Raw genomic sequence first — 25286 nt, 5'->3', positions numbered from 1 at the left:
ACCCCCCTAGGGTATAAATCTAGTCCTTCTCTCCGTGATCCTCCGCACGACCGGCATCGGTGAAACCGTGCCGCTTGTGACTGCCGTCGCAGAACGGCTTGGCAGCGGAATGTCCGCACCGACAGAGGAAGACCGCCCGGTGCTGGACCTCGTAGATTCCACCGCCGCCGTCAGTGACCTGGAATGTTCCCTTGACCTGGAGAGGTCCGTCGTCGACGACCTTGATTGCGGTCGGAGGGGTGGAGCCCTCGGATCCCGGCGTCATGCTCATGTTCTTTCCTCCCTGATATCAGTGCCCTGGGCCCGGCCCAGGGGATAAGGTTCCGGCGCGAATTGCCGCGCCCTCCTCGGCGATGACCCGCCTATGACGGGCCAGGCTCGAGGCACTGCCGACCCCGACCGCCCCGACGAGGTAGTCGTTGAGTGTGTAGACGGCGACGAACCGCCCGCTAGCCGGGCTGCCTTCGGCGATGGCCACGCGGTCGGCGAGGTGGGGCATTCCGACGGCGAGGATCTTCTGGTCGTACTGGTCGGACCAGAACGTGGGGACGGGGTCATGCTGGGCAGGGTGCTCGCGCCCATCGAGCTCACTGAGCAGGACCCGCGCGGCGCTTGCGGCCTGCTCCGCGGCGTTCGACCAATGCTCGACACGCACGGTTTCGACGGGGAAGAGCGGGTGCGGCCAGCGGACGACATCACCGGCGGCGACCACGGCAGTCCACTGCTTTCCAGAGCGGTCGAGGACACGCAGTCGGCTGTCGGTTCGCACACCGTCGTCGATGAGGACATCGTCCCCCGCGAGCCAGTCGACGTTGGGCAGGGAGCCGACTGCGGCGACGACGAGCTCGGCATCGAGTGATCGCCGACCGTCGACGTCGACGCGAAAGCCGTCCGAGGTCCTGGCGACCTCCGTCACGGTGCACTCCGGCATGAGATTGACTCCATGGCGATAGTGGATGTCGCCGATGTACTGACCGACCGGGCGCCCGAGTGCATGCTCGAGCGGCTGGGCCGTGCGAGCGAGGAGGTCGACCTGCCAACCTCTCGACCGGGCGGCGGCTGCGACTTCGGTGCCGATGTACCCGGCGCCGATGACGACCGACCGCCCCCGCCCCTTCATCAGGGTCGCACGCAGCCGTTGCGCGTCACGCAGAGTGCGGACGCTCGGCACATCAGCGGAACCCATCCCATGGGAGAGACGCTTCGGACGCAGACCCGAGGCGATGATGAGCCCGTCGAAGCGAATGGTCGAATCGTCGTCGAGGAACAGGCGCCTCTCGCGCATCGAGGAGGCGACGACAGTCTTCGCGATGAAGGCGTCAGCAGTCGGCTTGTCGGCCCGCGCGAACCGGATGTCGGCTTCCCGCTGCGTGCCCTTGAGCAGGCCCTTGGTCAGCGGAGGACGATCATGATCAGCATCGCCATCGCCATCGATGATCGTGATATGACCACTGAAGCCCGCCTTGCGCAGTGCTGTCGATGCGCGAGACCCCGCGAGGCCGCTGCCGACGATGACGACGCGCTGATTCTCCCAGCCGCAGCGACTCATGGCTGTCCCCCACCGGCGCCGAACTCCACGAAGGTGATCGCGCGAACCGGACAGCTCTCGATGGCGGCCCTGACATCGTCGAGCCACACCTCATCAGGACGCTGGTCGTAGTGCAGGACGAGATCGTCGTCCAGCATGAAGACCTCGGGGGCGCTGAGTGCGCACAGTCCATTGGACGCACAGATCCCTCGATCGACGTTGATTCTCACCCTCATCACTGTCCTTTCCTGAACTCACTCGAAATCGTTCATCCGAGTACGAGTTGATTTATACCCTACTGGGGTATAGTGTTCTTCGCAAGCGGAAGTCCTGCAACGGAGTACGGGTTCGGTGGCGCCCTTCCCCTTGCCGCCGACGTCGCCCGCTCCCGCGCCCAAGGGTTTCCGTGGGCTATGAGTACCGAGAACGACTGGGAACCAGTCGAGAGAAGGAGTCCACAGCAATGAGCACGAACACCTACGTGGTTGAGGGAATGACCTGCGGCGGATGCGCCGGCAAGATCACCGAGGCCGTCGAGCAGATTCCCGGCATCACCGATGTCGATGTCGACCTGTCGACCGGCGGGATCACTCTCACGGCCGACCAGCCGGTCAGCGATGAAGCCGTCCAAGCCGCCGTCGAAGGCGCCGGCTACAGATTCGCTGACACCCGGCAGTGAACTCTGCTGAGTGAGCCCCGGCCCGACCACGGTGATCACCGGCTCGGGCCGGGGCTCGTCACGTCAGGACCGCGCCTGTCACCACCTCTCGCACACCATTGCCCGATTCCAGGAGGCCCCACAATGAAGCTCTTCGCGATTCGCGACTATCGGCACCTGTTCAGCGCTCAGATCATCGCCCTGTTCGGCACCGGGCTGGCCACCGTCGCGCTCGGCCTCTTGGCCTATGACCTCTCCGGTCCCAGCGCAGGGGCAGTTCTCGCGACGGCCCTGACGATCAAGATGGTCATGTACGTCGTCATCGCTCCCATCGCCGGTGCCTACGCCGACCGGCTCCCGCGGAGAGCCTTCCTCACTGTCCTCGATGTCGTCCGGGCGGGTGTCGTCCTCGCTCTGCCCTTCGTCACCGAGGTGTGGCAGATCTATGTCCTCGTGGGAGTGCTGCAGTCCGCCTCAGCGGCATTCACTCCGACGTTTCAGGCTGTGATCCCTGACATCGTGACCGATAGGTCGCAGTACACCCGTGCGCTGTCGGCTTCTCAGGTGGCGTACACCATGGAGAGCCTCCTCAGCCCGGTCCTCGCAGCGGTAGCGCTGACGTTCATGACGTTCAACTGGCTCTTCATCGGCACAGCGATCGGCTTCATCGTCTCCGCCGGCCTCGTGCTGTCCACACGCATCCCGAATGCCGCCGACACCGGGCAGTCTCGGGTCTGGGACAGACTGTCTGCCGGGGCGGCGACGTTCTTCGCCACCGCTCAGCTGCGTGGCATCCTTGCACTCAATTTCGCTGTGGCCGGTGCAGGGTCGATCGTAGTGGTCAACACAGTCAATTATGTCCGCGATATCCTCGGCGGCACACAGGCCGATGTCGCCTGGATGCTCGCCGCTTCTGGGATGGGAACTCTCATCGCGGCTCTTGTGATTCCGCCGATCCTCGACCGCGTCGCCGATCGGACGGTCATGTTCGTCGGTGCCGCGGTCCTGTCCGTGAGCATGATCGGCGCAGTCGTCATGGCGTTCTCCGCGGTTGCGGAATGGGCGATCACCGCGCCGCTCTGGGTGCTCATCGGCGCCGGGATGGCTCTCATCGTCACCCCGACCGGACGAGTCATCCGCAGCACGGTCAGTGATTCGGGACTGCCCGCTGCGTTCGCTGCGCAGTTCTCGCTCTCGCATCTTGCGTGGCTGATCACCTACCCGATCGCCGGCTGGCTCGGCACCACCTTCGGCTTGGGCTGGGCCTGGAGCGTGCTGGCAATGCTCACCATCGCGGGAGCCATCACGGCACCTCTGCTCTGGCCCTCGCACCCCCTCGAAGAGGCCGACCCCGAACCCAGCGGGATCGACAGCACAGGGTCGGAAGTCGACGCGCCCAACCATCGGGGCGCGGACGGGGTGTGCTCGGTCGACGAGCGTGCGGCAGTCGACAACAGAGGCGAGGCCACCCTGCGCGAGGCTCAGTGCGGCTGTGTCAAACCGATCTGACGAGCTTCATCGGCCACCCTCCCGGATCCGCGAGGACTCCAAGCTCTCAGTCCGCGGCGAATGCGCTGAGCAGAACGGCGACGATGTAACCAGTCGCCTCCTTCGGATCGAGCCTGCCCGCTGCTGATTCCTCAGCAGCGGCGTTCATCACCGCGTGGGTGACGGCGAGCAGCCATTCGACGGAAAGATCACTGCGAAACGCTCCTTGAGAACGACCGCGTTCAAGGAGCCCCCGCAATCGCGCCTCAGCCTTCTCGTGCATCTCGCGAATTCGGCTGGCCGGGATCTCGTTCTGAGCCGCCACCAGCAGAGTGCTCACCTGATCGAGCAGCGTCCAGCTCGGTTCGATCAGGCGGGCGAACGCCCCGGCCGCTTCGCCGTCGATGTCAACTGCGGACAGGACGGCCTCGGCTCGCTCCAAAGCATCGGACAGCGCGGCATCGAGGAGCTCGGCGCGGTTCTTGAAATGCCCGTAGAGCGTCATTCTCCCCACTCCCGCCTCCGCGGCGATTTCAGCGATCGACGCATCCGGGTTCTTCCGCAGCGCTCGAGGCGCTGCGGCAAGAATCGCCGCACGATTGCGTTGGGCGTCGGCACGCTGGTTGGCCTGCTTGGATTCATTGTTCTTCGCAGCCATCGGCTCACCTCGGAAATCGGATCAGAAAACTAACTCGTACGGGAATGAATGAGATAGTATCACGGTTATAACTCGTACTCAGATGCATGAGTTATCAGGGGCCAATGGCCCGTCGTCCGAATCGAAGGAGGACTGATCATGAAAACTTCACGACACAGCTATGGGGGTGCCCGATGACCGGCGACCCGCAGGCACCGGCACGCACCGGAGCCAAGCAGTGGTGGGGGCTGGCGACACTCGTCCTGCCGTCGACACTGCTGTTCATGATGCTCACCATTCTCTTCCTGGCAGCGCCGAGCATGGCCATAGACCTTGAGCCGACGAGCACTCAGCTGCTGTGGATCCTCGACATCTACGGCTTCGTCATGGCCGGATTCCTCGTTGCCATGGGCGTCGTCGGTGATCGTGTCGGCAAACGGCTGCTCATGGTCATTGGTGCGATCGGGTTCGGCGCGATCTCGATCGCGGCCGCGATGACGACCGATCCGGGCATGATGATCGCCTGGCGAGCCGTGCTGGGGCTGTTCGGAGCGATGATGGTGCCCTCAACTCTCGGCCTCATCTTCGTCATGTTCGCCGATGCCAAAGCACGGGGAATTGCCATCGGCGTCTGGGCGGGCGGAATTTCAGCCGGTGTCGCGCTGGGACCCCTGCTCAGCGGAATCCTGTTGGAGAGCTTCGGCTGGCAGGCGACCTTCCTCGTCGCCGTCCCTGTCATGGTGTTGGTGGCGATCGGTGCCCCCCTGCTCCTTCCTGAGCACAGGGATCCCAACGCCCGCATCGACCTCTTCAGTGCCGTGCTCCTCGTCGCCTCGCTGTTGGCCATCATCTACGGAATCAAGCGTTTCGCAGCGCAGGAGCCCGCGGGCCCGTCGATCGGCCTGCTGATCGCGGGAGCGCTGGTGGGCCTGTGGTTCGTCATCCGGCAGCTGCGTGCCGAGCGACCGTTGTTGGATGTGCGGCTGTTCGCCAACAGAACAGTCAGCGCCGCCCTCATCGTGTTCATGCTCTCTGCGGCAGCGCTCGGAGGGGTCTACTCCCTGTTCACCACCTACCTTCAGTCGGTGCAGGGACTGTCGCCTCTACAGGCCGGATTCGCGATCCTCCCGGCCGCGGTTGTGCTCATCGTCGTCTCGACATTGGCGCCGGTGTTCGCCCGACGATTCCGACCGGGGAATGTCATCGCGATCGGGTTGGCGACGCAGGTGGTCGGGTACGGCATCTTCACGCAGCTGGATGAGGGCACTGGACTGGCCCTGGTGATTGCCAGCTTCGCGCTGACATATCCGGGAGTGGCGCCCGCGATGGCGCTGACGACCGACCTCGTCGTCGGATCAGTGCCGCCGGAGAAGGCCGGCGGTGCATCGGGCCTGGCGACGACGGCCAATGACCTCGGAATCTCTCTGGGTGTGGCCATCATCGGCAGCATCGGGGTGTTCGCGTACCGGTCGAGAATCTCCGAACTCCTGCCCGACGGCCTCCCGGACGAGGCCGCGGCAACAGCCGAATCCGGAGTCGACGGCGCTCTCGCTGTCGCGTCCGAGTTGCCGGCCCAGCTCGGTGATGCGCTGGTCGAAGCAGCGCAGCAGGCGTTCAGCAGCGGCCTCAACGCTGCCGCTGTCATCTCGGCGATCATCGCTGCGCTGACTGCGATCATTGCCGCCACACGGTTGCGACACGTGCAGCCCACCGGCAAGTGATTCCACGCCCGCAGAGAACGCCACAGGGCCCGATGTTCACGCGTTTCCGCTGAACATCGGGCCCTGTGAGTCTGCGTGGCAGATGCAGGATTCGAACCTGCGAAGGCAATGCCGGCTGATTTACAGTCAGCTCCCTTTGGCCGCTCGGGCAATCTGCCGCAGTTGGCGCTCGAAGAGCACTCAAGAAGAATACTAGGCCCGTGTCGCGATTGCCAACTCGGTTGACGCAGGTCACACCGGCCCCTCTCGACTAGACTCGTCTGCAGACCAGGCACGGGTTCCGACCGGCATCACTCTCACCTGAAGAAGGAGCTTCCATGGCCAGCGAATCATCGTTTGACATCGTCAGCAAGGTCGACCGCCAGGAGGCCGACAACGCCCTCAACCAGGCGGCGAAGGAGGTCAACTCCCGCTACGACTTCCGTGGCACCGACGCCTCGATCGCGTGGAGCGGCGAAGCCGTCCTCATGAAGGCCAACAGCGACGAACGCGTCAAGGCCGTCCTCGACGTCTTCCAATCGAAGCTCGTCAAGCGCGGCATCTCCCTGAAGTCCCTCGACTCGGGTGAGCCCTACCCCTCGGGCAAGGAGTACCGCATCGACGCCTCTCTCAAGGAGGGCATCGACAAGGACGAGGCGAAGAAGATCTCGAAGATCATCCGCGACGAAGGACCCAAGGGGGTCAAGGCGCAGATCCAGGGCGACGAGCTGCGCGTGAGCTCGAAGAAGCGCGACGACCTCCAGGAGGTCATCGCCCTCCTCAAGGGCAAGGACCTCGACGTCGACCTGCAGTTCACGAACTACCGTTAGTCTCCGCGAGATTGCAAGGCAGAACCCGTTCCAGTCTGCACAGAGTCCGCAGAAGGATAACTGAGTCCATCAGGGCGGTGCCGGCGGTGCGGGGTTTGTCGTCCGCGTTCGGCCATAGATTTGAGCACCGGTATAACGCGGGTGACGGCGCCAAGTGTCTAATCGCGTGATGCACGGTCACCATGTCGCAGCCTGAGGCGATGAGGCCCTAAGCATATAAGTTCCAGAGGTCATGAAACGTGTACTCTTCCATACCGCACTTCGATCGAGCTTCCCGCCAATAGTGGCCGCCTCTCCCCCGCTGGAACAGAGTCCCGCCGTCAGTTAACAGCCATTGGCAGCGGTCATCTTCACGAATCCGGTAAGTAGCAATAAGCGCTTATATGAGTTCCACCAGCTCCTCCGAGACACGGAAAGTCCGCTTCGACCCGCACTTCGGATCCTCGACCTGCACGCCGCTGTGAGACGCCCGTTACATTCATTGTCAAGCAGCAGCCGGGGTCTTCGCCTCGTAGAAGGCCTCGGCCCTGACCATCGCGAACAGAACATTGAGCCGGCGCCGAGCCAGACACCGAGCCCGAGAAGGATCAAGCCTGGCCAGTGGACTGCCACCGGAAGGATCGCGCTTCCCAGGCCCATGCACGCCAGTGCGATCGTCACGACGAAGCGACGGTTCTTGACCCAGTTCCGCCCCAGGAGCAGGAGTGGCTGGATGGCCACCACCATCAGCATCACGATGCTGATCTGGGCTCCGGCTGACATGCCGAGTGCGTCGAGAGTGCTCGGCGCTGTGGTGTAGAAGGTGTAGAACGCGGCGAGGCCCCCGCCGGCGGCCGTGGCGATTCGAGCCACGGTGCGGGCGGGGGCGGGCCGAGCCAAGGTCACTGATGCAGGTCCGGGGAGGTAGTGGCGGTGTCGTCCTTATTCTCAAGCTTCGGGCTGTCGGCGAGCTTGAGCCAGATCACTCCGCCGATGATGACGGCCAGCCAGAAGGCCTTAACCAGGGTGAGGGTTTCGTCAAAGAACACCGGCCCGAGCAGGGCGGCCCCGACCGCACCGATGCCGGCCCAGACGGCGTAGCCGATGCCGACATCAATCCTTTTCAGGGCCACGCTGAGGAAGAACAGCGTGAAGAGGAAGAAGACGATCGCGACGAGGGACCAGGTGAGGTCTGTGAAGCCCGCGCTGCCGTTGACGCTGAGGGCATATCCGATTTCGAATACTCCGGCCAGGAGGAGGGCGAACCAGGCGCCGGCCTTTTTCTCAGTCGTTTCGACAGTGGTGGTCTCGTGAGCTGCGGTGGAAGTCATGGGTGAGATTCCTTTCTCGAGATGGGTGAAGTGAACGCGGGATTAGGCAGTGCCGGCGAGGTTGAGGCCGACGACGCCGGCGATGACGACGCCGATGCCCAGGAGCTTCTTCCAAGTCAGCTTCTGAGAGAGGAAGAGTGCGCCGAGGATGACGATGCCGACACCGGCCAGGGAGGTCCAGAGCGCGTAGCCGACGCCGACGTCGAAGGTCAGCAGGGCCAGGCTGAGGAAGAAGGTGGCGATGCCGCCGTTGACGAGGGTGGCGATACTCCACCAAAGTTTGGTGAAGCCCTGCGCCTTTCCGGCAGAGATGCCGACGGCGACTTCGAAAATGATGGCGATGCCGAGGTAGAGCCAGCTCATGATGGTTGTCCTTTCAAGGGTGCATTCGGACGCTGGTCAGCGTCCGTAATTGGTCTGTGTGTGCAAGTAGCGGGAGAACGGTTCATTTCCCCGTTCTGTCGGAAGGTGGTTGAAGAGGTGGGACCGGAGCTCTTCGGTGATGCCCAGCGAGGGGTAGCTGGTGCGGTAGTCGAAGCCCCATTCGGCAGCGGTGTCGCGATCGACGGCGACGTAGATGGCGTCCACGCCGTGATCGATCGCGAAGCGATAGCACAGTCCGCAGGGCTCTCCGGTGGCCACCAGCGTGGTGCCGGAGAGGTCGTCGCGGTCATTTGCGTTGAGCACTTCGCGCATGGCGACGATCTCAGCGTGAGCGGTCGGGTCACCGGTTTCCCGCACCCGGTTGACGCCGAATCCGGAGATGACGCCGCTGCCGTCGACGAGCACGCCGACGAAGGGCAACCCTCCGGCCTCGACATGCTCGAGGCACCTCTCGACCGCCTCATCCATGACCTGGACGAGGACATCCGATGGGACGGAAGTCATGATCGGCCCTCGGCGGCCGTCGCGCCCTCGACGAGCGTGTCGACAGTCTTCTTCAGCCGAGCGGCGCTGGGCACCCCGCGTAGGAGCTGACCTTCGACCATGATGCCTGGCACGGAGGTGACGCCCACGGCGTTGACCGCGTAGTCCTGATCTGCCTGCTGCCGGGCACGTCGTTCCTCACTGCGAAGGGCCTGTTCGGCCTCCGCCCGATCGAGTCCGACCGAAACCGCCACGTCGAGAATCACCTCATCTTCACCGATGTTCCGGTCGTCTTGAAAGAAGGCTTTGAACATCGCCTCGGAGTACGCCTCGGCCTTGCCCTGCTCCTGGGCCAGTTGCAGCACCATGAACGCCTTCTCCGTGCGCGGCTGGGGAGAGATCGTCGGCAGGGTGATGGGAACATCAAGCCGGTCGGCCATCGGGTAGACGGCGTCTCTCCAGATCCGCGGCAGGTAGTCGTCCTCGGGGCGCAGAGTGGGAACGGGATCCGGTCGCAGTTCGAAGGGCCGGATCGTCACGTCGACGTCGCGGTCACGCTTGAGTTCCTCGATCGCTCCCTCGACGAGGAAGCAGAAGGGGCAGACGTAGTCGACGAAGACATCGATTTTCGTAGTCATGGTGGTCATCCTTTCGGTTCAATATGTATTCTGTTTGTATGTGCATGCATATATAACGGTAGAGATCGCCCCTCCTTCTCCAGGGTTGGCAACCTTACGAGACGAGCTTGCTGATGGTCTCGAAGGAACGGTCGAGGTCACCGAGGTCCAACTGCGGGTACTGCCTGGCTGCCCCGCTGAGGAGTTCGCAGATCTTCGCTTCGTAGGGTTCGCGGATCTCTGCCACGGAGTTGAGGCCTTTCTCGGTAATGACGGCGTAGACCCCGCGCCCGTCGTCGGGGCAGGCGTCCCGGAACGCGAGCTCCTTGTCCTCCATGCGGCCGACGAGCCGGGTCACAGAACTCTGGTTGAGGCCGACCCTGTGGGCGAGCTCGGTGATACGCAACTCCCGGTCCGAGGTTCTGCTCAAATGCAGGACTGCACGATACTCGGTCAGACCGATGCCGTAATTATCGACGAGCCATTTGCCCAGTGTCGCGTCCACCGCGGCGACGATCGCCGTGACCTGCGCCCATGCCGTGCTCAGATTGCGGGCCGGGGGGGTGTCTGCTGCCTCAGATGATTCCATGTACATGCACGTAACACTATCGTGGGCGCCCTTCTGAGTCAACCCGCGTCAAATAGGCATCCGTATCCTCTCACCCGGGACCTCAGGTCGGTGCCGTCGAGGCTTGACCACAAGAGAACTTGATTGGCGGTGAGCATCGTGATGCCGAGCATGGACTCCAGATGGTCGATCGCTCCGATGGCTCGCTGTCCGTTGCCGGCGACGAACACTGCCTGAGCGCCGGTCGCCGCGACCAGTTCCTCCACTGCTGCGGCAGTGGCCGCCGGAGTGATGGTCAGCGGGCCTCCTGTAGGGCCACTGGGGGTTGCGGAGATGATGTCGATGCCCTGGTCGAGGAAGTAGGCCTCGCCGGCTCGGCAGAGGTCGTCGTCGAACCAGGACGGCGCCATGATAGCGATTTTTTTCAGACCCAGCTTTCGGATCGCGGCGGTGGCCGCGGTACCGGTGGTGTCGAGCTTGATGCCGTGGCTGACCGTTGCCAGGCGTGTGAGCAGTTCTTGCTCACGGTGTGCTCCGATCTTGAACGAGGAGCTGGTGAAGGCCAGTCCGATGGCGTCCAAGGGCGAGCTGGAGAGGCTGTCGACCGTGCGGTCGATGATATCTGGAGCGATGAACTGCAAGACCGGGTCATGGGCGATCTTCTCGTCGATTGTCCCGCCTGGGTGCATCGGGCTGAAGTCCACGCGTGCTCCGTGAATGGTGCTGCGTGTGCCGGCGAGCATCGCCTGGGCTTCAGCCTCCGGGCCGATGTCGGCGTGAGGGGTGACGATTCCGAGTTTGAAGTCGGATTCCCAACCGTCGTATTTCCACATATGTCCTTTCCTTTCTAGTTCGGCAACGTCGTTCCGGCCAGGCTCAGCGAGGTCGGAGTGCGTCCGTAGTCGGTGACCATCTTGGGGTGCTTGGCCGCGATGAGCGAGAGCAGTGTGTCCATGTCCGGATCGACGTAGGAGCGTTGCTCGCCGCTATAGATCATCCTCGTGCTGTCACTGTTGCGCTGTTCGATGGCGTCGCCGCTGGGATTGAAGCGGAGGACGTCGATGCCGTAGAGCATGCACAGCAGCGTGTTGAAGATGGGCGCAGCTTTGATCCATCGACCGTTGAGGTAGATCCGTGCGAACCAGTGCAGGAACTCCTCACCTCCGACGAGCTCGTGCATCGCGGCGTCGGCGACGTGGTTGGTGACCACGTCGGAGCACAGCACGGCTGGAACTCCGAGCTTGCGGCACCCGGCGACGAACAGAATGCTCTTGTGCAGGCAGAAGCCGGAGGGTTCATCGACAACGTCGGAGGCGCCGAGGTCTGTGTGCAGCGCGACGTTGAAGACGTTGTAGTCGATAGTGTCGCGGACAGCGTCGTGGAGGCGTTCGACGGCCTTGGCGATATTCGCTTCGCTGTAACAGCCAGCGTCCTCGACGAACTGCGCAACGCTCGGGGCGTCGTAGTCGAGCACGGCGGTTGCCTGGGTCAGCTGGAGGTCGCGGGCGATCATGAGCTCACTCCTAACATGGTGGCGATCTTAGTGCGCAGGAGGTCATTCGATCCGGAGTAGATCGCTCCGGGGATCGCGTCGAGGAGGTTGCTCGCCAGCGGTGCCGTGGTCAGGTACCCGTTGCCGCCGTGGACACGGATGGCATTGATCGCCGAGTCGACGTTGGCCTCGCTGATGAAGACCTTGGCCGCGGCGATCGGGACGGTCACGTCCTCGAAGCCGTCCAGTCGTTCCGCGATAGATTCCAGCAGGGCTCCGCCCAGTTCGATGGCGATCTGGGTCTGCACGATCCGGTCCGCCACCAGCTGATTGCTGCCGATGCTGCGCCCGAACTGTTTGCGGTCGTTGACATACTGCACTGAGCGGGTGACCAGCTGCTCCATTTCGCCGATATTGCCGGCGAAAGCCAGCAGGATCTCGCGTTTCATGACCTGGTCGAGGATCAACAGGCCTGCGCCGCTGTGCCCGATCCGGTTGGTGATGGGTACCCTCACGTCCTCCAGCGCGACCTCTCCGATCGGCGAGGTGGTCAGCCCGGCCGTGGGCAACTGCTGGGAGGTGTCGACACCGGGCCATCCGGTCTCGACGAGGAAGGCTGAGAGCCCCTTGTCGGCGCCGTCTTCGACGGTCTTGGCGTAGATCACCAAGGTCGAGGCGATCGGTGCGTTGGTGATGAACCGCTTCGCTCCGTTCAGGACGTAGTGGCCGTTGCTGAGGACGGCAGTGCTCGTCATCTTCATCACGTCTGAGCCGGCGTCGGCCTCGGTGATGGCGTGCCCACCGATGGCGGTGCCGGATTCGGCCGCCGGAAGGTAGCGGTCCCGCAGTTGTCGATCTGCGAATGCGCGCAGGCAGTAGATGGTACTGGCCAGCTGAGTCACTGCTGAGAAGGTCAGTCCCCGGTCCGGGCTGGTGCGCCCGAGTTCACGGACCCGGTTGATGGCGGTACTCATCCCTGTGCTGCCAATGCCCTCGGCAGCGAGGAGGCTGAACAGCCCGCTCGCGGCAGCAGCATTCCACAGTCCCGTTGGAAAGCCATCCTGCCGTGAGGATGGGGTCGTGGGCGTGTACTCGCGCAAATGGTCGAGGAAGCTCGACCATGGGTCGTCGGTCAGAATCGTGCTCATGCTCGTCCTCCTCAGTAGGTGCTGAAACCGCTAGCGCTGAGCACGTGCTTCTCGTCGCCGCGGATCGGCGGGTTGAAGACGCTGACGAGTTCGAGATCCTCGTGGTCCGATGCCCGCAAGTAGTGGGGCTCGTTGCCGTCCAGGACGTAAACCACGCCGGGAGTAACCTCGAAGAAGTTGCCCTGGGTGTCTTCGACGTTGCCCGAGCCGCGGATGCAGTAGCAGGCTTCGAGGTTCTTCCGGTACTCGAGCTTGGACTCGGTGCCGGCGCGGACGACGGTGTGGGCCAGGGCGAAGCCCATGTTGTCGTTCTCGACCAAGAGGCGGTGGCTGGTGCCATTGCCCCACTCGACAGCGGAAACGTCATTCTTGGACCTGGTGAACATGGAGGTACTCCTTTTCTTCTAGAAGGGATTTCGGTGATGGTTGGTCGTGATGGAGGTCAGGAGGCCAAAGCGTCGGTCCGGTTGGCCGCGATGAAGCCGGTGATGCCTTCGGGAGTCTTCAGCTCGTCCGGGTTGATAGGGATCGTGTTGATCGGAATCTTGTAGGTCCGGGCACACCAGCCCAACAGCTGGACGGTGGTGACGCTGGTGAGAATGCCGGTCGTGAGCAGGTCGACATCGTCGGGCAACTGGTCAGCGGTGATATCGGTGGCAAAAGTCTCGACAATGTACTGCTTGACCTCGTGGATGGTGGACATTCGTTACTCGCTTTCTACGTGTGACTTGATGGTGGGCAGATCAGGTTTGCCGTTGCCGTTCAAGGGAAAGGGGCCGTCGAAGGCATGCAGCTGGTTCGGCATCGCGAAGGCAGGTAAGTGAGCGCTCATCGCCATGCGAAGCTGGAACCCGTTGACGAGGCGGCCATGGTCGGGCACAGTGTAGGCCAGATGCAGCTTCTCGTCGGAACCGGAGTTCTCTAACCACGCGCAGGCCATGCCGACCAGGGCCGTCCGGCGCGCGCAATGCTCGATCTCTTCGAGATTCACGCGCTGCCCGCGGACTTTGACCATGCGGTCGCGGCGGCCCTGGTACATCAGGTGCCCGCTTGACCAGCTGGCCTCATCCTTCATCGGGTACAGGCCCTCCCCGGTCAGCGGCAAGGGAGCGATGGTTCCCTCAGCGATGTAGCCGAGCGCCATCCACGGCGTGCGTACGAGCAGTTCCCCGTCCATGGCTTCCTCAGCCGCGTGAAGGCGGGCCAGGTCTCCGTCGGCGTCGAGGTAGACCTCGCAACCGGAGATGGGTTTGCCGATCGGTAACGTCTCAGCGGCGGCGAACTGCTCGGCCGAGAGTGTCTCGATGAGGCAGTCGTTGACCTCAGTGGCGCCATAGACGTTGTGGAACGTTGCTGTGGGGAACAGGCGCGTCGCGGCGGCACGCAGGGGTTGTGCCACGACGCCGCCGGTGAGGACGACGTCGTGAACCGAGGGGTACTCCGCATCCCTTGCGGCGTTGAGCAGTGCGTCTAGTGTGGAGGGAACGACCTGGACGAACGTCGGTCGGTACTCATCGAGCATCCGGGTCAGGTATGCCGCGTCGTGCAGTCGCGCTGCCTCCGCTGCCACCACCGTGCCGCCGGCGACCAGAACGGCCCAGGTGTCGAGGAGGGAGACGTCGAAGTTCCAGGGGCTCAGACTCAACGAGACCGTCGCGTCCTCGAAGCCGAAGTACTCGCTGCCCCAGTTCAGGAAGTGAGCCAGACCTGTCACGGGGAGGGCGACGAGCTTGGGTGCTCCCGTCGAGCCGGAGGTGGGCAGAGCGAGCACGCCGCCCTCCGAAGCGTTCGTGGAGGTCGAGCGTGTTCTGGCGAACTGTTCGACCTGCTCGGCGATCGTCTCCACGTAGGCGGCGGAGGCCGAGGTGGGCACCAGCGCTGCAACTCCTCCCCTGTTGAGAAGGCTGACGCACTCATCGATGAGGTGACGGTTCTTCGCCGCGCGGTAGATGCCGTACTCACGACCAGTGATGTCGTCCTTGCGCTCGTCTTCGCCTTCGACGATGGTGCCTGGTTCCAGGCTCAGGCCAGTCACCGCAGTATGGACGCTCGTGACTGTCATGCTCATGCTGTCCCCTTCCGTGTTCGTTGCGCGTCGAGCCGATCGGCCCGGATCGGATCCGGTCTGATCACCTCGAATGTTCTTCGATGTACATGCATTAACCTAGACTAGTGCTTGTGCATACATCAAGGTTTAACGGCGAAAACGCCAAAATGTGTCATAGATCACCGTCGCCCCTCCGTCTCTGGACGGCCTCCTGGCACAGCGGCGATGACGTTGCCGCGCTCCTTGTCGAACGAGCACTCGGGACCGAGGCCAGGCGCTATTTCCGCAGTTCAGACCGGTGTTTTCCTCTTTGTTACGAGGACAAGTACTTCTCGGTCTCACACTCCGCACTGACCGCCGCGGTAGTGGTCGCCGACGTGCCGGTCGGAGTCGACATCGAACAGCGACTCTCTTCGCCCGGGTGCGCGGACCTTGCCTGTGCCTGGTCGCCTGGCGAGCGTGCTGAACTCCAAGGCGAGGTTGCCGTCGAGCGTGTCTCCACCGAGATCTGGACGGCGAAGGAGGCCGCTGGCAAAGCCCTCGGGGTGGGATTGCAGGCGATGCCCTCAGCTATTGAGTCATCTCCTGTGCTCACTGCCGCCGCGCACAGGACCATCGTGATGCCCTCGGCGGTCGGGGAGCTCGTCCACCTGGACTCACATGGCATGTGGCACGGTGAGAGCCATCTCCGGATCGCATGGAGGCAGGACAGTTAGGGCGTGTCTGATAAATACTGTAACCAGGCGATCACACCGTTGAACACGACAGCGGCCCGGTAGACGACGGCGAGCTTGTCATATCGAATGGCCGAGCTGATGAGTCTTTGTCGATAGGCCCCCGCGGGAGCGGCCAACGGCGTGGTCAGGCGACTCGATCAGCAGAGCCCTGTAACTCGACGATTCCCCGTTACATTCATTGTCAAGCAGCAGTCGGGGTCTTCGCCTCGTAGAAGGCCCCGGCCTTGACCATCGCGAACTGAACATTGAGCCGGCGCCGAGCCAGACACATGACTGCCGCAATATGACGCTTACCCTCAACCCGTTTCCGGTCGTAATACGCCTTCGACAACGAGTCATGACACGACGCCACCCACGCCGAGTGGAACAACGTTTCATGCCCCGGGTTTCGTAGAGGCTCCTTTTCCTGGTTTCCTAAGCAGCCACGGGTTCTGCCGCGGACTGGTTGACCCATTCAGAATGGACCTCGATCGGCGGACGGTACCCGACCGCTGAATGCAACCGCTCCTGGTTGTACCAGGCCACCCACGCCGAGGTCTCCGCGAGCACCTCGATCAATCCTGACCACACCCGTCTGTCAATCAGCTCAGCCTTGTACACCGAGTTCAACGCCTCAGCCATCGCATTGTCATACGAATCTCCGCGCGATCCCACCGACGCGACAAGCTCGGATTCCGCGAGAGCCTCGCCATAGCGAATCGACCGAAATTGGGCGAGTTCAACTAGTCGTTGCAACACCGGGTTGTTGAAGCGATCGTAGTTGCTCTTCGAAGACCTCCGCCGGCGTCTTCCAGCCGAGGACCTTCCGGGGTCGATTGTTCAGCGCGTGAGCGACTGCCTCGAGGTCCTTGGCCGACCAGCGCGACAGATCAGTGCCCTTCGGGAAGTACTGTCGCAGCAGACCATTGGTGTTCTCGTTCGTGGGTCGCTGCCAAGGCGAGTGTGGATCGGCGAAGAACACTCGCGTGCCAGTATCGAGGGTGAACTGTGCATGAGCGGAGAGCTCTTTGCCGCGGTCCCAGGTCAGGGTCTTGCGCAACTGCTCGGGCAGGCGGGTCAACGCGGTCGTCAGCGCAGCGTTCATCGCGACCGCGCCGTATCCGGCGAGGGCGGGACCGTTCTTCACCGGCGGACTCTCGCCCCAGCCGTCGAGCCTGGGCAGGTGTACCAGCAGTGTGGAGCGGCTGGAGCGCTCGATGATGGTGCCGATCGCGGACCGGCCTGTGCCGATGATCAGATCTCCCTCCCAATGCCCGGGAACCGCGCGGTCGGCGGCGTCGGCGGGACGCTCGCTGAGGACCACGTCCTCGGTGACATGCCCCCGCGGCTTGTTCTGAGTCCGCGCCCGCGGCCGGCGAAGTGCCCGCCCAGTGCGTAGGCACGCGACCAGCTCTCGTTTGAGCGCGCCGCGTCCCTCGATGAACAGGGCCTGGTAGATCGCCTCGTGGCTGATACGCATGGACTCATCATCAGCGAAATCGATCCTCAAACGATGAGAGATCTGTTCCGGACTCCACGCCGTCGCCCACCGCCGGTCCTGCCGGTGCGGCTTGTTACGCCCCTTCCAGTCGCCTGTCACTGGCCCAGCAACCCCGGTCCCGTCAGCTCGCTTGATTGACCCGTCGAGGCGTTCCTGAACGTACTGGCGAAGTCGGTCGTTGGTCACGAGCTTGGCGACTTTCGGACGTTTGGCCGCCTGCTGCGCCTTCCACTGCGCCACCACCGCCCGATACTCGGATCTACCGCCTCGAGTCGCGGCGTTGCGCCGCAGTTCCCGTGACACCGTCCCCGGGTCACGACCCAGCTCACGAGCGATCTGGCGCACTCCCAGGCCTGTGGAGCGCATGATCGCGATCTCCTCACGCTCCTCGAACGACAAGTAGCGGCCGGTGGGCGCTGCAAGCGAGATCGGTGGCATGCCACAAGCATGGCGAAACCAGCGTGTACCCACCGGCACGGACACGCCCACTGTCAACGCGGCCTCGGCCGAGGTGATACCCGTTGTGATCAGCCTCCAGAACTCACGCTGCACCGCCCGTGAGGGCTCGGGACGTCCCGGGGACCGCGTCGGGGGCCGCAATGCTCGATCCGCGCGCCACTGCCGTCGCACGCCCTCGGGCACATCGCTGGTCTTGGCAATCCAGTCCTTCGTCGCCACTCTTGCCGACCTCCATACTCGAGGTGTTGCGACGACCAATTGAATCCGCCCTGCGAGCCCCTATCGCTGTGGACCACGCAGCCGGCTGCGGCTCGTGGCCCGCCACGACGGGCCACGGCGTCCTCGATCGCCGCGACCGCCAGGCGCGATTTCATCCTGGAATCGATGGCATAGCCAACGATCTTGTTGCTGTAGACATCCTTGACTGCGCACATGTACAGCTTCCCCTCACCGTTGGGGTGCTCCGTAATATCGGTCACCCACGCTTCGTTGATCGAACTCGCGGTGAAGTCGCGTTTGACGAGGTCATCACACACCCGCGGGCCGGGCGTCTTGCCGTGTTTCCGGGCTCGTTTGATGGTGTGGGAGAACAACTGGTCCTGCGAGTACAGTCGCCACACACGACGCTCAGAGGCCCCGTAGCTGGCGGCGTGGAGTTCATCAGCGATGAACCGGTGCCCGATACTGAAGGGTCGTCGGTGTGGATGTCGTAGGCGGCATTGATTAGGTGTGCCTCGTCCCAGTCCCGATCCGAGTCGGGGCGCGCACACCATTGGTGGAACCCCTGCTTCGAGAAGCCGAGCACCCTGCAGGTCACTGCCACCGGCACCCCGGTGGCAGCATGGTCACGGTACCTGCGGGTACATCATTGTGGGTGGTGACCACCGAGCTTCACGTTCGCTTGCGAGAGATACGCTGCGGCCTCGCGGAGGATCGTGTTCTCCCGCTCAAGCCCCCGGATCCGCTTCAATGCTGCTGCCTGGGCCCGTGACTCCTCGGGATCGCTGGGCGGGTTCGAGTCCGTGCTCACGCAGGCGTGAGTCGCGAACCCAGGCTTGCAGGGCTGATTTCGATATGCCAAGGTCGGCGCAGACCTGCTTCTGGGTCATTCCGTCGTTGATGAGGTCGAGTGCTGACTGCTTGAACTCATCGGTGTAGATCTTTGGCATGACCTCTCACCTTCCTGGATTCTATCCAGTCGTGAAGTCAACCGAACCTTCAGCAGTCCCAAGCCACTGATCTGCCCCAGCGTGCTGAAGTCGCGGCTGACGTGCTTCGGCGCCCACGTCAGGCCCTCACGGTGGGCCCATTGGGCCACCGCCTGCCCTGCATCGGTGCGAGAATCCAAACTCTGTCCGGCTACCTTCATGCGGAAGTCCTCACCAGAGGTGTCCTTGACCCGCCCGGTGGCGTTCTCCAGCCCGGCGATCTCGTCCTGGTGGGCAGTGATGTCCTCGCGAGCGCGGGCACGAGTGTGTTCGAGCATGGACTCGTTGCGGGAGTGGGCGATTTCGAGGCGGTGGAGTTTGGCGACCTCGGCTTGGATGGTGGAGTGCTCCAATAGCAGTGGGTTGCAGGAACTGACCGCCTTGGCCTCGGCTGCGGAGAGCTCGGCGGAGTCGATCTCTTCGATCTCACGGGCGTCGAGGAGCCATGCATGATCTGGGAGATGAACCGCGCTTTACGTCCCACGGCCTGCCACATGTACGCATCGAAGGACTTCTCCCCCCCTCCCGGCCGCTCGCTAGCGCAGTACCCGCGCCGGTACCGATCTCGCGCAATAGTGTATGAGTTGTGATACGGTAAGTCAGACACTGATGTTTGACTATTGGAGGTCCGGCTCATGCATGAACCTCGCGCCGCTCGGCGCACCGATGCAGTCAGGAACACCGAGCGCATCGTCGAAGCTGCAGCACTCCAGCTTCGGCAGAGACCGGACGCGACGATGACCAGCATCGCTCGTGTAGCAGGGGTCGGACGCGCCACGCTTTACGGGCACTTCGAGTCCCGTCGCGACCTCGTCGACGCAGCACTTGCCAGAGAGTTCTCGGAGGCCCAGCGCGCGCTCGACACCATGACCGGTGACCCGGACTCCGCGCGGGCATTGGAAAATGTACTCAATCGAAGCTGGCAACTCATGGACCAGTCGCGTTCCCTGGTCATCGCTGCATGCGAAGAACTGTCACCAGAACGACTGTGGGAATTGCACGAGGTTCCAGCCGCGAGAATCACAGCCCTGATACAGCGAGGCCAAGACGCGGGTACGTTCCGCACCGACCTCCCTATGTGGTGGCTCATCGCGGCCATTCACCGGATCTTCCACGCGACGCCCGGTGATTTCGGAGTCCGACGCACCGATCCCTCGCAGATGCCTGCCGTCATGACCGAAACGGTGCTCGCCCTACTGCACAGGCCCACGTCCTCACCTCAGGAAGTGCCCCAATGAACTCGCTGACCAACTCCTCGTATGTTCTCGATCAGGTTGTCCACCATGGGCAGGCCGGTCCCAGTGCCATCGCACTCATCCACGGGGCAACTCAGATCAGCTATGGCGACTTGGTCAGCCGGGTAAGCCAAGCTGCCGAGGCATTACGTGCGCACCGCTGGGAGGCCGGGTCGACAGTCATGGTGGCGTTGCCACGCGGCCCCGAACAGATCATCACGCTGCTCGCCGCATGGGCCGTCGGTCTGACTGTCGTCCCCGTTGATCCGGATGATCCCACCGAGCGACAAACGGCCATTCGCAGCGCCACAGGGGCTGTAGCCACGATCACCCTCGCCGGATACGAGCCTACTGACGAGGTGCGCGCCACCCGGATCAAGGACCATTGCACCGTCCCGGACGAGGCCCGCGCAACAGCACCGGGCGCATATGCGATCTTCACGTCCGGTTCGACCGGCACGCCTAAAGGAGTTCTGGCATCACACGAAGCTTTCGCTGATCTGATCAAACACCTCGTCAGTCGTTATGCCATCACCCGCGATGATCGCGTGTTGCAGTTCGCGGCTCCCACGTTCGACACGGCGCTGGAGCAGATCGGGGTCACCCTTGCCGCGGGAGCTACGCTGGTCCAACCCGATACGCCATGGGCTCCCTCGGAGTTTGCAGACCAGCTGGCACTCTATCGAGTGACCGTCATGGATCTGACTCCGAGCTACTGGCGCGCTGTCGCTGTCCACGCGGCATCGAGCGTGTCGCATCAAGACCTTTCCGTGCGGCTCGCGATCCTCGGCGGCGCGGCGGTGTCGAATCACGACCTCATCGATGTGAGCACCCACTATCCGCGCGCCCGGATCATCAATGCCTATGGGCTCACCGAGACTGGCATCACTTCGTGTCTGGCTGAGCCGGACATTTCGTCCCTCCCTGAAACCGGGCCTGCTGCCGTCGGCGCACCAATCGAGGGTGCTCATGTCGTGGTCATCGACGACAATCACACACCTGTCCCACACGGCACGATCGGCCACGTTGCCATTGGAGGACGGCTCGCGCTCGGCTCGCTGAGCGACAGTGGCACGCTGACTCCGTTGGCCACGATCGCAGTCGGCGAAGAACCTGTGTATCTCACCGGTGATACGGGGTATCTGGACACAGCTGGCCACCTCGTGATCGATGGTCGTTCGGATCGTCAGATCAAGATCCGTGGTTTCCGCGTCAGCCCGGACGAGATCGAGAACGCGATCCGACGCCACCCGGCTATTTGCGATGTCGCCGTCATCGCTGATGCCTCGGCACTGCGGCTTCACGCGTTCTACACTGTGGCGCTCGGCAACCCTGACCCTGGTGGCGCCAGCCTGATCGAGACGGCACGCGCCACGCTACCGAGTTACTGCATCCCGAATCATGCGACAGCGCTCGACGCGCTTCCCCAGACGCCACACGGAAAGACCGACTACCGAACACTCGAACTCATCGCGCCCTCGAGCGCGGACTCTACGTCTCCCGTGCGACCACAAGCGCGTGAGTCGGCAATCGAGCGAGCGGTTGCGACCGTGTGGACAGATGTTCTCGAGATCGACGTTGCCCAGCTGGGCGCTTCATTCTTCGATGCCGGAGGCACCTCAATCGCCGCTGCCGAACTCGTCGCACGCACCCGTTCGAGTCTCGGTATCCATGTTCGCTTCGCACGGGCACTCATCGAACGTCTCCTGACCAATCCGACGTTTTCCGCCTACTGCATCGCTGTCGCCGAGGCCCGCGCAGGCATCCTGCAGGCCGGTGCAAGCCCTCAAGAGCTAATGGATGCTGACCTTCGCCGTCCCGCCCCGATCGTCAAGCAGCCGTATGCAGCATCACCGCTCACCTCAGCATCGGCCGCTGTCCTCACCGGGGCTACCGGGTTCCTCGGCGCTCACCTTCTGCCGCGTCTTCTTAGCCGAACTTCCGCGCGGGTGGCGTGTTTGGTTCGCGCGGAAACCGAAGACGCCGCCCGCGAGCGCCTAATGGCAGCGTGGCAGAAGTACGACTCTGCCTCAGACATCCCCGAGCACGCTCTCGACCGTATCGATGTCATCCTCGGCGACCTCGCCCAGCCCTCCCTGGGACTCACCGAATCTGCGTTCGACGCGTTGGCCAACCGGACGGACATGGTGTTCCATTCCGGCGGAACGGTTAACTTCATCTACCCCTACGCAGAGATGAAAGCAGCGAACGTCGACGGAACCTACGAACTCCTACGACTCGCCGCCCGTCGCGGCGCACCATTCCACCATGTCTCCACTATGGCCGTCATCGCCGGACACGGCATCGTCAACAACAGGAAACAGATCCACGAGGACGACACGCTGGGGCATCTGAATCAACTGGGCGTCGGGTACGTCGAGAGCAAATGGATCGCCGAGCACCATGTGCGTCGAGCCGCCGAAGCAGGGCTGCCTGTGGGAATCTACCGAGCCGCAGACATTTCAGGCCACTCCTCGCGAGGGACCTGGAACACATCCACGGAGATGTGTTGCATGAAGCGGTTTATCCGCGATGTCAACGCCGTTCCGGTCGCCGAACTGCCGATGGACTACACACCTGTCGACGTGTTCGCCGACGCAATGGTCCACATTGCGACGACCCAGCCGGCCAATGGACGTGTTTTCCACCTCACGAACCCGAACAAGTCACACATCTCCGTCCTCCAAGACCGTTTGCAGGCGCGCGGTCATCCCGTCAAAGAGGTCCCCTGGGACGAGTGGGTCACCCACATGATCGACCTCGCCGTGACCGACCCGCAACACCCTATGACGCCGTTCGCACCCCTGTTCATCGATCGCTGTCCCGGTGGGCAGATGAGCGTTGCCGAGATGTATCTGGAAGACACCTACCCGGATTTCACACGTACGAACGTCGAAGATGCGCTAGCGGGAACCGACATCACCTTCCCAGAGGTCGACGGTCCGCTCATCGATCGGTACCTCGATTTCCTCGAACGAAAGGACTTCCTGTGAGCCTCAACTGGCAACGCATCGCTCACGCAACCGAGCTCGACAACGGACCCCTCGCCTTTGGCAGCGACGTTTCCGCGAGCCGTCTCCACGCTGCCGCACTCGCCGGGTTCTACTGTTTTCCCACGGCGACCTACGAACAGACACTCCTCAACGAGATGCGCTACGGTGCCGACGTAGACACCGGCGTTCGCACGATTGCCGTCAATGACCCTGATCCCTACTCGGTCGCGTGGCTGAACCCAGACCCGCGGCCCGTCATCGATCTGACCTCGCGCGGTGCCGGCCGTAGCATGCGTCGTCTCGCACGACGCCACGGACAATGGCGCACCACAATCGATGTCGCGTTCGATGACGTCGTGACCAGATGCGCCCAGCACCGGGGCAGCAGCTGGATCACCAGCGCGCTCCGCAAATCACTGCGGAATCTACATGACGCTGGAGTCGCCCACAGCTGCGAAGTCTGGGATGACGATCAGCTCATTGGCGGCGTCTTCGGTCTGCGACTCGGTGCCGTGTTCACCGCCGACTCACAGTTCACGGCCGTCGAAGGAGCGGGAAAGCTTGCCGTAGTCGATCTCATGACTAGATTCGCACAAAGTGGAGGCACTTTGCTCGACCTTCAGCACGACACGCCCCATGCCCGAACTCTGGGAGCAACCGCTATGCCTCGATCGTCATATCTCACCGCCCTCCAACGACTGAACACCCAACGGACCATAATCTCTAGCGAAGCTCGCTCTGCCAAGCACATCGCGGAGTTGAACACCGCATGAGCAACTCGACCCAAACCTTCTCACTCGCGTATCGCCCCGACCTCGCAGCCAGTTTCCTCTCGTTGGACGTTGCCTGGCCTGCCTTCATCGAACCCTCGCGGCTTCTCGTCAATTGGGGTCTCGACGTTCACTCCCAGTACCAGCTCGTCGTACTCGATCAGGAAACCACTGTCGCCCGAGTAGCAGCCCTGCCTATCCAATGGGACGGCCACCCTGACTCGCTGCCCGACCGGGGATGGGACGGCATCGTCGAGCAATCCGTCACTGATACCCATCGCGGTGCGGCCCTCAATACGCTGTGCGCCCTCGAAGTGGGTGTCAGCAGCAACCACGCTGGGCGTGGCCTCTCACGTACGGCCCTGACGGCTTTGCGCGACGAAGCACGCCGTCTGGGCTTCGAGCACCTGATCGTGCCTGTGCGCCCCACGGGCAAGGCCGAACGCCCAGACGAACCAATCGATAGCTACGTTGCTCGACGTCGCGACGACGGTTTCCCGGTGGACAACTGGCTCCGTGTCCATGAACGCCTCGGAGCACGAATGGTCGGTCTCTGTCCAACCGCGATGACGGTCGTCGCACCCATCTATCGGTGGCGACAGTGGACAGATTTGCCTTTCAACCGGTCCGGTGTGATCACCGTTCCCGGCGGAATCGCCCCAGTAACGGTCAACCACGAGCTCGACTACGCCGCCTACGTCGAACCCAACGTCTGGATGGAACATCCGCTGACGTCACCCGCACAATCCGAAAGGACACTCTGATGACTGCACTCGAGGACCGCGACTCCGTCATTCAACTGATCGGCGGATACATTGTCTCCAATGCCATCCGCGCCGCGGGGGATTTCGGCATCTTCTCTCTGCTCGATGTCGATGACGGACTCACTTTGACCGAGGTAGCCCTTGGCGCGCGCATCGACGAAGCGCACCTCATCAGGTTGCTCCGCACCTTGCAACAGGCCCACCTTGTCGAAGAGGCCGGGAACCGATTTCACCTCACTTCACCGGGTCGACTGCTGGTGCCTGAACGCGAAGGGACGCTGGCCAACTTCGCTCGGAACTTCACCAGTCCACTCTTCCAGCGCTCCTGGGACTCCCTGGAGGAGACCTTGCGCACCGGGACACCTGGCTTTTTTCTCGTCAACCAGCAAAGCATCTACGACTACTTCGCTGAGGATGATGCTGCGAACGCCCTGTTCAACGGCGCGATGCAAGAGGAAGCAGCCGCGACCGCCACCGCTGCCACCACCATCATCACGCTCGCCGAGAACGAGAGGGTCATCGACCTCGGCGGAGGCGATGGCACCTTCCTCACCAAGCTGCTCCAAGCGAACCCCACTGCAACCGGAACCGTCTTTGACAGCCCTGCCGGCATCGCGAACGCCCCCAGTGTCATCGATTGGGGTGTGACACTTCTCGTAGACAGTCGTTACCAGGAAGGCACGACAGGGAATCATGTCTACGAATCGCAGGACGTTCACGCCGGAGTTCAAAGCCGACGCGGTCCAGTTG

Annotated in this window: 28 protein-coding genes, 1 tRNA gene and 2 pseudogenes; 10 read left to right on the top strand and 21 right to left on the bottom strand. The window is 63.0% G+C overall.

Annotation, left to right across the window (positions count from 1 at the left end):
- Positions 1-19 precede the first annotated feature (19 nt).
- The 3 genes from FFS20_RS08635 to FFS20_RS08625 are packed head-to-tail and all read right to left on the bottom strand — an operon-like array spanning position 20 to position 1764.
- Positions 20-271 carry a CDGSH iron-sulfur domain-containing protein gene (locus tag FFS20_RS08635; protein WP_232623868.1) on the bottom strand — a complete coding sequence of 84 codons (252 nt, stop codon included), beginning with the start codon at positions 269-271 and terminating at the stop codon, positions 20-22.
- 18 nt (positions 272-289) lie between these two features.
- A complete protein-coding gene (locus tag FFS20_RS08630; protein ID WP_137825447.1) occupies positions 290-1549 on the bottom strand; it encodes an FAD-dependent oxidoreductase in 1260 nt (419 codons plus the stop codon).
- A complete protein-coding gene (locus FFS20_RS08625) occupies positions 1546-1764 on the bottom strand; it encodes a ferredoxin (RefSeq protein ID WP_212743309.1) in 219 nt (72 codons plus the stop codon). Before FFS20_RS08625 ends, FFS20_RS08630 begins: the two co-directional genes overlap by 4 nt.
- A 227-nt stretch (positions 1765-1991) precedes the next feature.
- Here FFS20_RS08625 and FFS20_RS08620 point away from each other — a divergent pair, with 227 nt between their 5' ends.
- Complete coding sequence (locus FFS20_RS08620) at positions 1992-2207, top strand: heavy metal-associated domain-containing protein (RefSeq protein WP_111473052.1); 216 nt, start codon at positions 1992-1994, stop codon at positions 2205-2207.
- 123 nt (positions 2208-2330) lie between these two features.
- Positions 2331-3695: an MFS transporter gene (locus FFS20_RS08615; RefSeq protein ID WP_137825446.1), complete on the top strand. Its 1365-nt coding sequence runs from the start codon at positions 2331-2333 to the stop codon at positions 3693-3695.
- Positions 3696-3741: 46 nt separating this feature from the next.
- On the opposite strand, the gene FFS20_RS08610 is transcribed toward FFS20_RS08615, so the two are convergent.
- Positions 3742-4332 carry a TetR family transcriptional regulator gene (locus FFS20_RS08610; protein WP_137825445.1) on the bottom strand — a complete coding sequence of 197 codons (591 nt, stop codon included), beginning with the start codon at positions 4330-4332 and terminating at the stop codon, positions 3742-3744.
- 173 nt (positions 4333-4505) lie between these two features.
- Here FFS20_RS08610 and FFS20_RS08605 point away from each other — a divergent pair, with 173 nt between their 5' ends.
- On the top strand, positions 4506-6032 hold the full coding sequence (locus tag FFS20_RS08605) for an MFS transporter (RefSeq protein WP_137825444.1): 1527 nt from the start codon (positions 4506-4508) through the stop codon (positions 6030-6032).
- A gap of 76 nt (positions 6033-6108) precedes the next feature.
- Here the strand turns inward: FFS20_RS08605 and FFS20_RS08600 are convergent.
- Positions 6109-6190, bottom strand: a tRNA-Tyr gene (locus FFS20_RS08600).
- Positions 6191-6349: 159 nt separating this feature from the next.
- Here FFS20_RS08600 and FFS20_RS08595 point away from each other — a divergent pair.
- Positions 6350-6841 (top strand): YajQ family cyclic di-GMP-binding protein, encoded by a 492-nt coding sequence (locus tag FFS20_RS08595; protein ID WP_137825443.1) that lies wholly within the window; start codon positions 6350-6352, stop codon positions 6839-6841.
- Positions 6842-7722: 881 nt separating this feature from the next.
- Here FFS20_RS08595 and FFS20_RS08590 read toward each other — a convergent pair.
- The 11 genes from FFS20_RS08590 to FFS20_RS08540 all read right to left on the bottom strand — a co-directional run bounded on the left by FFS20_RS08590 (position 7723) and on the right by FFS20_RS08540 (position 14911).
- Complete coding sequence (locus FFS20_RS08590; RefSeq protein ID WP_137825442.1) at positions 7723-8151, bottom strand: multidrug efflux SMR transporter; 429 nt, start codon at positions 8149-8151, stop codon at positions 7723-7725.
- A 42-nt stretch (positions 8152-8193) separates the two neighbouring features.
- Positions 8194-8514, bottom strand: a complete 321-nt coding sequence (locus FFS20_RS08585) for a multidrug efflux SMR transporter (protein WP_137825441.1) — start codon at positions 8512-8514, stop codon at positions 8194-8196.
- A 36-nt stretch (positions 8515-8550) separates the two neighbouring features.
- Positions 8551-9039: a nucleoside deaminase gene (locus FFS20_RS08580; protein ID WP_137825440.1), complete on the bottom strand. Its 489-nt coding sequence runs from the start codon at positions 9037-9039 to the stop codon at positions 8551-8553.
- The gene (locus tag FFS20_RS08575; protein ID WP_137825439.1) at positions 9036-9656 is read right to left on the bottom strand and encodes a DsbA family protein; all 621 of its coding nucleotides are present in this window, start codon (positions 9654-9656) and stop codon (positions 9036-9038) included. The genes FFS20_RS08580 and FFS20_RS08575 overlap by 4 nt, the downstream gene beginning before the upstream one ends.
- A 94-nt stretch (positions 9657-9750) precedes the next feature.
- Positions 9751-10140, bottom strand: a complete 390-nt coding sequence (locus FFS20_RS08570) for a MarR family transcriptional regulator (protein WP_249356747.1) — start codon at positions 10138-10140, stop codon at positions 9751-9753.
- Between the two features lie 122 nt (positions 10141-10262).
- Positions 10263-11036, bottom strand: coding sequence for a maleate cis-trans isomerase (locus tag FFS20_RS08565; RefSeq protein WP_137825438.1), 774 nt, complete (start codon positions 11034-11036; stop codon positions 10263-10265).
- 14 nt (positions 11037-11050) lie between these two features.
- Complete coding sequence (locus tag FFS20_RS08560; RefSeq protein ID WP_111353167.1) at positions 11051-11716, bottom strand: transglutaminase family protein; 666 nt, start codon at positions 11714-11716, stop codon at positions 11051-11053.
- Positions 11713-12843: an acyl-CoA dehydrogenase family protein gene (locus tag FFS20_RS08555; RefSeq protein ID WP_137825437.1), complete on the bottom strand. Its 1131-nt coding sequence runs from the start codon at positions 12841-12843 to the stop codon at positions 11713-11715. Before FFS20_RS08555 ends, FFS20_RS08560 begins: the two co-directional genes overlap by 4 nt.
- A gap of 11 nt (positions 12844-12854) precedes the next feature.
- Positions 12855-13229 (bottom strand): ectoine synthase, encoded by a 375-nt coding sequence (locus tag FFS20_RS08550; protein ID WP_137825436.1) that lies wholly within the window; start codon positions 13227-13229, stop codon positions 12855-12857.
- Positions 13230-13285: 56 nt separating this feature from the next.
- Positions 13286-13546 (bottom strand): acyl carrier protein, encoded by a 261-nt coding sequence (locus FFS20_RS08545; RefSeq protein ID WP_137825435.1) that lies wholly within the window; start codon positions 13544-13546, stop codon positions 13286-13288.
- Positions 13547-13549: 3 nt separating this feature from the next.
- Entirely contained in the window at positions 13550-14911 is a 1362-nt protein-coding gene (locus FFS20_RS08540; protein WP_137825434.1) for an AMP-binding protein, read from the bottom strand.
- Between the two features lie 104 nt (positions 14912-15015).
- Here FFS20_RS08540 and FFS20_RS08535 point away from each other — a divergent pair, with 104 nt between their 5' ends.
- On the top strand, positions 15016-15606 hold the full coding sequence (locus FFS20_RS08535; RefSeq protein ID WP_137825433.1) for a 4'-phosphopantetheinyl transferase superfamily protein: 591 nt from the start codon (positions 15016-15018) through the stop codon (positions 15604-15606).
- On the opposite strand, the pseudogene FFS20_RS18095 reads toward FFS20_RS08535, so the two are convergent.
- From FFS20_RS18095 to FFS20_RS08505, 5 genes and pseudogenes are all read right to left on the bottom strand, one after another.
- Positions 15603-15698, bottom strand: a pseudogene (locus FFS20_RS18095) (IS5/IS1182 family transposase); the annotation flags it as partial. The gene FFS20_RS08535 and the pseudogene FFS20_RS18095 overlap by 4 nt on opposite strands.
- Before the next feature lie 110 nt (positions 15699-15808).
- Positions 15809-15955 (bottom strand): annotated as a pseudogene (locus FFS20_RS18310) (IS110 family transposase); the annotation flags it as partial.
- An 86-nt stretch (positions 15956-16041) separates the two neighbouring features.
- Positions 16042-16281, bottom strand: a complete 240-nt coding sequence (locus FFS20_RS08520) for an integrase core domain-containing protein (RefSeq protein ID WP_283202128.1) — start codon at positions 16279-16281, stop codon at positions 16042-16044.
- A gap of 64 nt (positions 16282-16345) precedes the next feature.
- Positions 16346-17545: an IS30 family transposase gene (locus tag FFS20_RS08515; protein WP_137825431.1), complete on the bottom strand. Its 1200-nt coding sequence runs from the start codon at positions 17543-17545 to the stop codon at positions 16346-16348.
- A 968-nt stretch (positions 17546-18513) separates the two neighbouring features.
- Positions 18514-18735 carry a transposase gene (locus FFS20_RS08505; protein ID WP_137825429.1) on the bottom strand — a complete coding sequence of 74 codons (222 nt, stop codon included), beginning with the start codon at positions 18733-18735 and terminating at the stop codon, positions 18514-18516.
- Positions 18736-19409: 674 nt separating this feature from the next.
- Here FFS20_RS08505 and FFS20_RS08500 point away from each other — a divergent pair.
- From FFS20_RS08500 to FFS20_RS08480, 5 genes are all read left to right on the top strand, one after another.
- The gene (locus tag FFS20_RS08500) at positions 19410-20012 is read left to right on the top strand and encodes a TetR/AcrR family transcriptional regulator (protein WP_137825428.1); all 603 of its coding nucleotides are present in this window, start codon (positions 19410-19412) and stop codon (positions 20010-20012) included.
- Positions 20009-23002 carry a thioester reductase domain-containing protein gene (locus FFS20_RS08495; RefSeq protein ID WP_137825427.1) on the top strand — a complete coding sequence of 998 codons (2994 nt, stop codon included), beginning with the start codon at positions 20009-20011 and terminating at the stop codon, positions 23000-23002. The genes FFS20_RS08500 and FFS20_RS08495 overlap by 4 nt, the downstream gene beginning before the upstream one ends.
- Positions 22999-23775 (top strand): leucyl/phenylalanyl-tRNA--protein transferase, encoded by a 777-nt coding sequence (locus FFS20_RS08490; protein WP_137825426.1) that lies wholly within the window; start codon positions 22999-23001, stop codon positions 23773-23775. The genes FFS20_RS08495 and FFS20_RS08490 overlap by 4 nt, the downstream gene beginning before the upstream one ends.
- Positions 23772-24536 (top strand): N-acetyltransferase, encoded by a 765-nt coding sequence (locus FFS20_RS08485; RefSeq protein ID WP_137825425.1) that lies wholly within the window; start codon positions 23772-23774, stop codon positions 24534-24536. The genes FFS20_RS08490 and FFS20_RS08485 overlap by 4 nt, the downstream gene beginning before the upstream one ends.
- The coding region (locus tag FFS20_RS08480; protein ID WP_212743308.1) for a methyltransferase at positions 24536-25286 on the top strand (751 nt) is incomplete at its 3' end. The genes FFS20_RS08485 and FFS20_RS08480, both read left to right, overlap by 1 nt.

The organism is Brevibacterium sp. 2SA (assembly GCF_005502845.1).
In the GTDB taxonomy this organism is placed as follows: domain Bacteria; phylum Actinomycetota; class Actinomycetes; order Actinomycetales; family Brevibacteriaceae; genus Brevibacterium.
Note: the sequence above shows the minus strand (reverse complement) of the source record. Positions and strands in the feature narration are given on the sequence as shown.

Bases quoted from the DNA above. Each gene is read 5' to 3' on its own strand.
- FFS20_RS08615 (WP_137825446.1), top strand. From the start codon at position 2,331: ATGAAGCTCTTCGCGATTCGCGACTATCGGCACCTGTTCAGCGCTCAG.
- FFS20_RS08595 (WP_137825443.1), top strand. From the start codon at position 6,350: ATGGCCAGCGAATCATCGTTTGACATCGTCAGCAAGGTCGACCGCCAG.
- FFS20_RS08485 (WP_137825425.1), top strand. From the start codon at position 23,772: ATGAGCAACTCGACCCAAACCTTCTCACTCGCGTATCGCCCCGACCTC.
- FFS20_RS08590 (WP_137825442.1), bottom strand. From the start codon at position 8,151: ATGACTTCCACCGCAGCTCACGAGACCACCACTGTCGAAACGACTGAG.
- FFS20_RS08625 (WP_212743309.1), bottom strand. From the start codon at position 1,764: ATGAGGGTGAGAATCAACGTCGATCGAGGGATCTGTGCGTCCAATGGA.
- FFS20_RS08565 (WP_137825438.1), bottom strand. From the start codon at position 11,036: ATGTGGAAATACGACGGTTGGGAATCCGACTTCAAACTCGGAATCGTC.
- FFS20_RS08630 (WP_137825447.1), bottom strand. From the start codon at position 1,549: ATGAGTCGCTGCGGCTGGGAGAATCAGCGCGTCGTCATCGTCGGCAGC.
- FFS20_RS08575 (WP_137825439.1), bottom strand. From the start codon at position 9,656: ATGACTACGAAAATCGATGTCTTCGTCGACTACGTCTGCCCCTTCTGC.
- FFS20_RS08620 (WP_111473052.1), top strand. From the start codon at position 1,992: ATGAGCACGAACACCTACGTGGTTGAGGGAATGACCTGCGGCGGATGC.
- FFS20_RS08545 (WP_137825435.1), bottom strand. From the start codon at position 13,546: ATGTCCACCATCCACGAGGTCAAGCAGTACATTGTCGAGACTTTTGCC.
- FFS20_RS08555 (WP_137825437.1), bottom strand. From the start codon at position 12,843: ATGAGCACGATTCTGACCGACGACCCATGGTCGAGCTTCCTCGACCAT.
- FFS20_RS08580 (WP_137825440.1), bottom strand. From the start codon at position 9,039: ATGACTTCCGTCCCATCGGATGTCCTCGTCCAGGTCATGGATGAGGCG.
- FFS20_RS08635 (WP_232623868.1), bottom strand. From the start codon at position 271: ATGAGCATGACGCCGGGATCCGAGGGCTCCACCCCTCCGACCGCAATC.
- FFS20_RS08495 (WP_137825427.1), top strand. From the start codon at position 20,009: ATGAACTCGCTGACCAACTCCTCGTATGTTCTCGATCAGGTTGTCCAC.
- FFS20_RS08585 (WP_137825441.1), bottom strand. From the start codon at position 8,514: ATGAGCTGGCTCTACCTCGGCATCGCCATCATTTTCGAAGTCGCCGTC.
- FFS20_RS08560 (WP_111353167.1), bottom strand. From the start codon at position 11,716: ATGATCGCCCGCGACCTCCAGCTGACCCAGGCAACCGCCGTGCTCGAC.
- FFS20_RS08550 (WP_137825436.1), bottom strand. From the start codon at position 13,229: ATGTTCACCAGGTCCAAGAATGACGTTTCCGCTGTCGAGTGGGGCAAT.
- FFS20_RS08515 (WP_137825431.1), bottom strand. From the start codon at position 17,545: ATGCCACCGATCTCGCTTGCAGCGCCCACCGGCCGCTACTTGTCGTTC.
- FFS20_RS08505 (WP_137825429.1), bottom strand. From the start codon at position 18,735: ATGCCAAAGATCTACACCGATGAGTTCAAGCAGTCAGCACTCGACCTC.
- FFS20_RS08605 (WP_137825444.1), top strand. From the start codon at position 4,506: ATGACCGGCGACCCGCAGGCACCGGCACGCACCGGAGCCAAGCAGTGG.
- FFS20_RS08610 (WP_137825445.1), bottom strand. From the start codon at position 4,332: ATGGCTGCGAAGAACAATGAATCCAAGCAGGCCAACCAGCGTGCCGAC.
- FFS20_RS08500 (WP_137825428.1), top strand. From the start codon at position 19,410: ATGCATGAACCTCGCGCCGCTCGGCGCACCGATGCAGTCAGGAACACC.
- FFS20_RS08540 (WP_137825434.1), bottom strand. From the start codon at position 14,911: ATGAGCATGACAGTCACGAGCGTCCATACTGCGGTGACTGGCCTGAGC.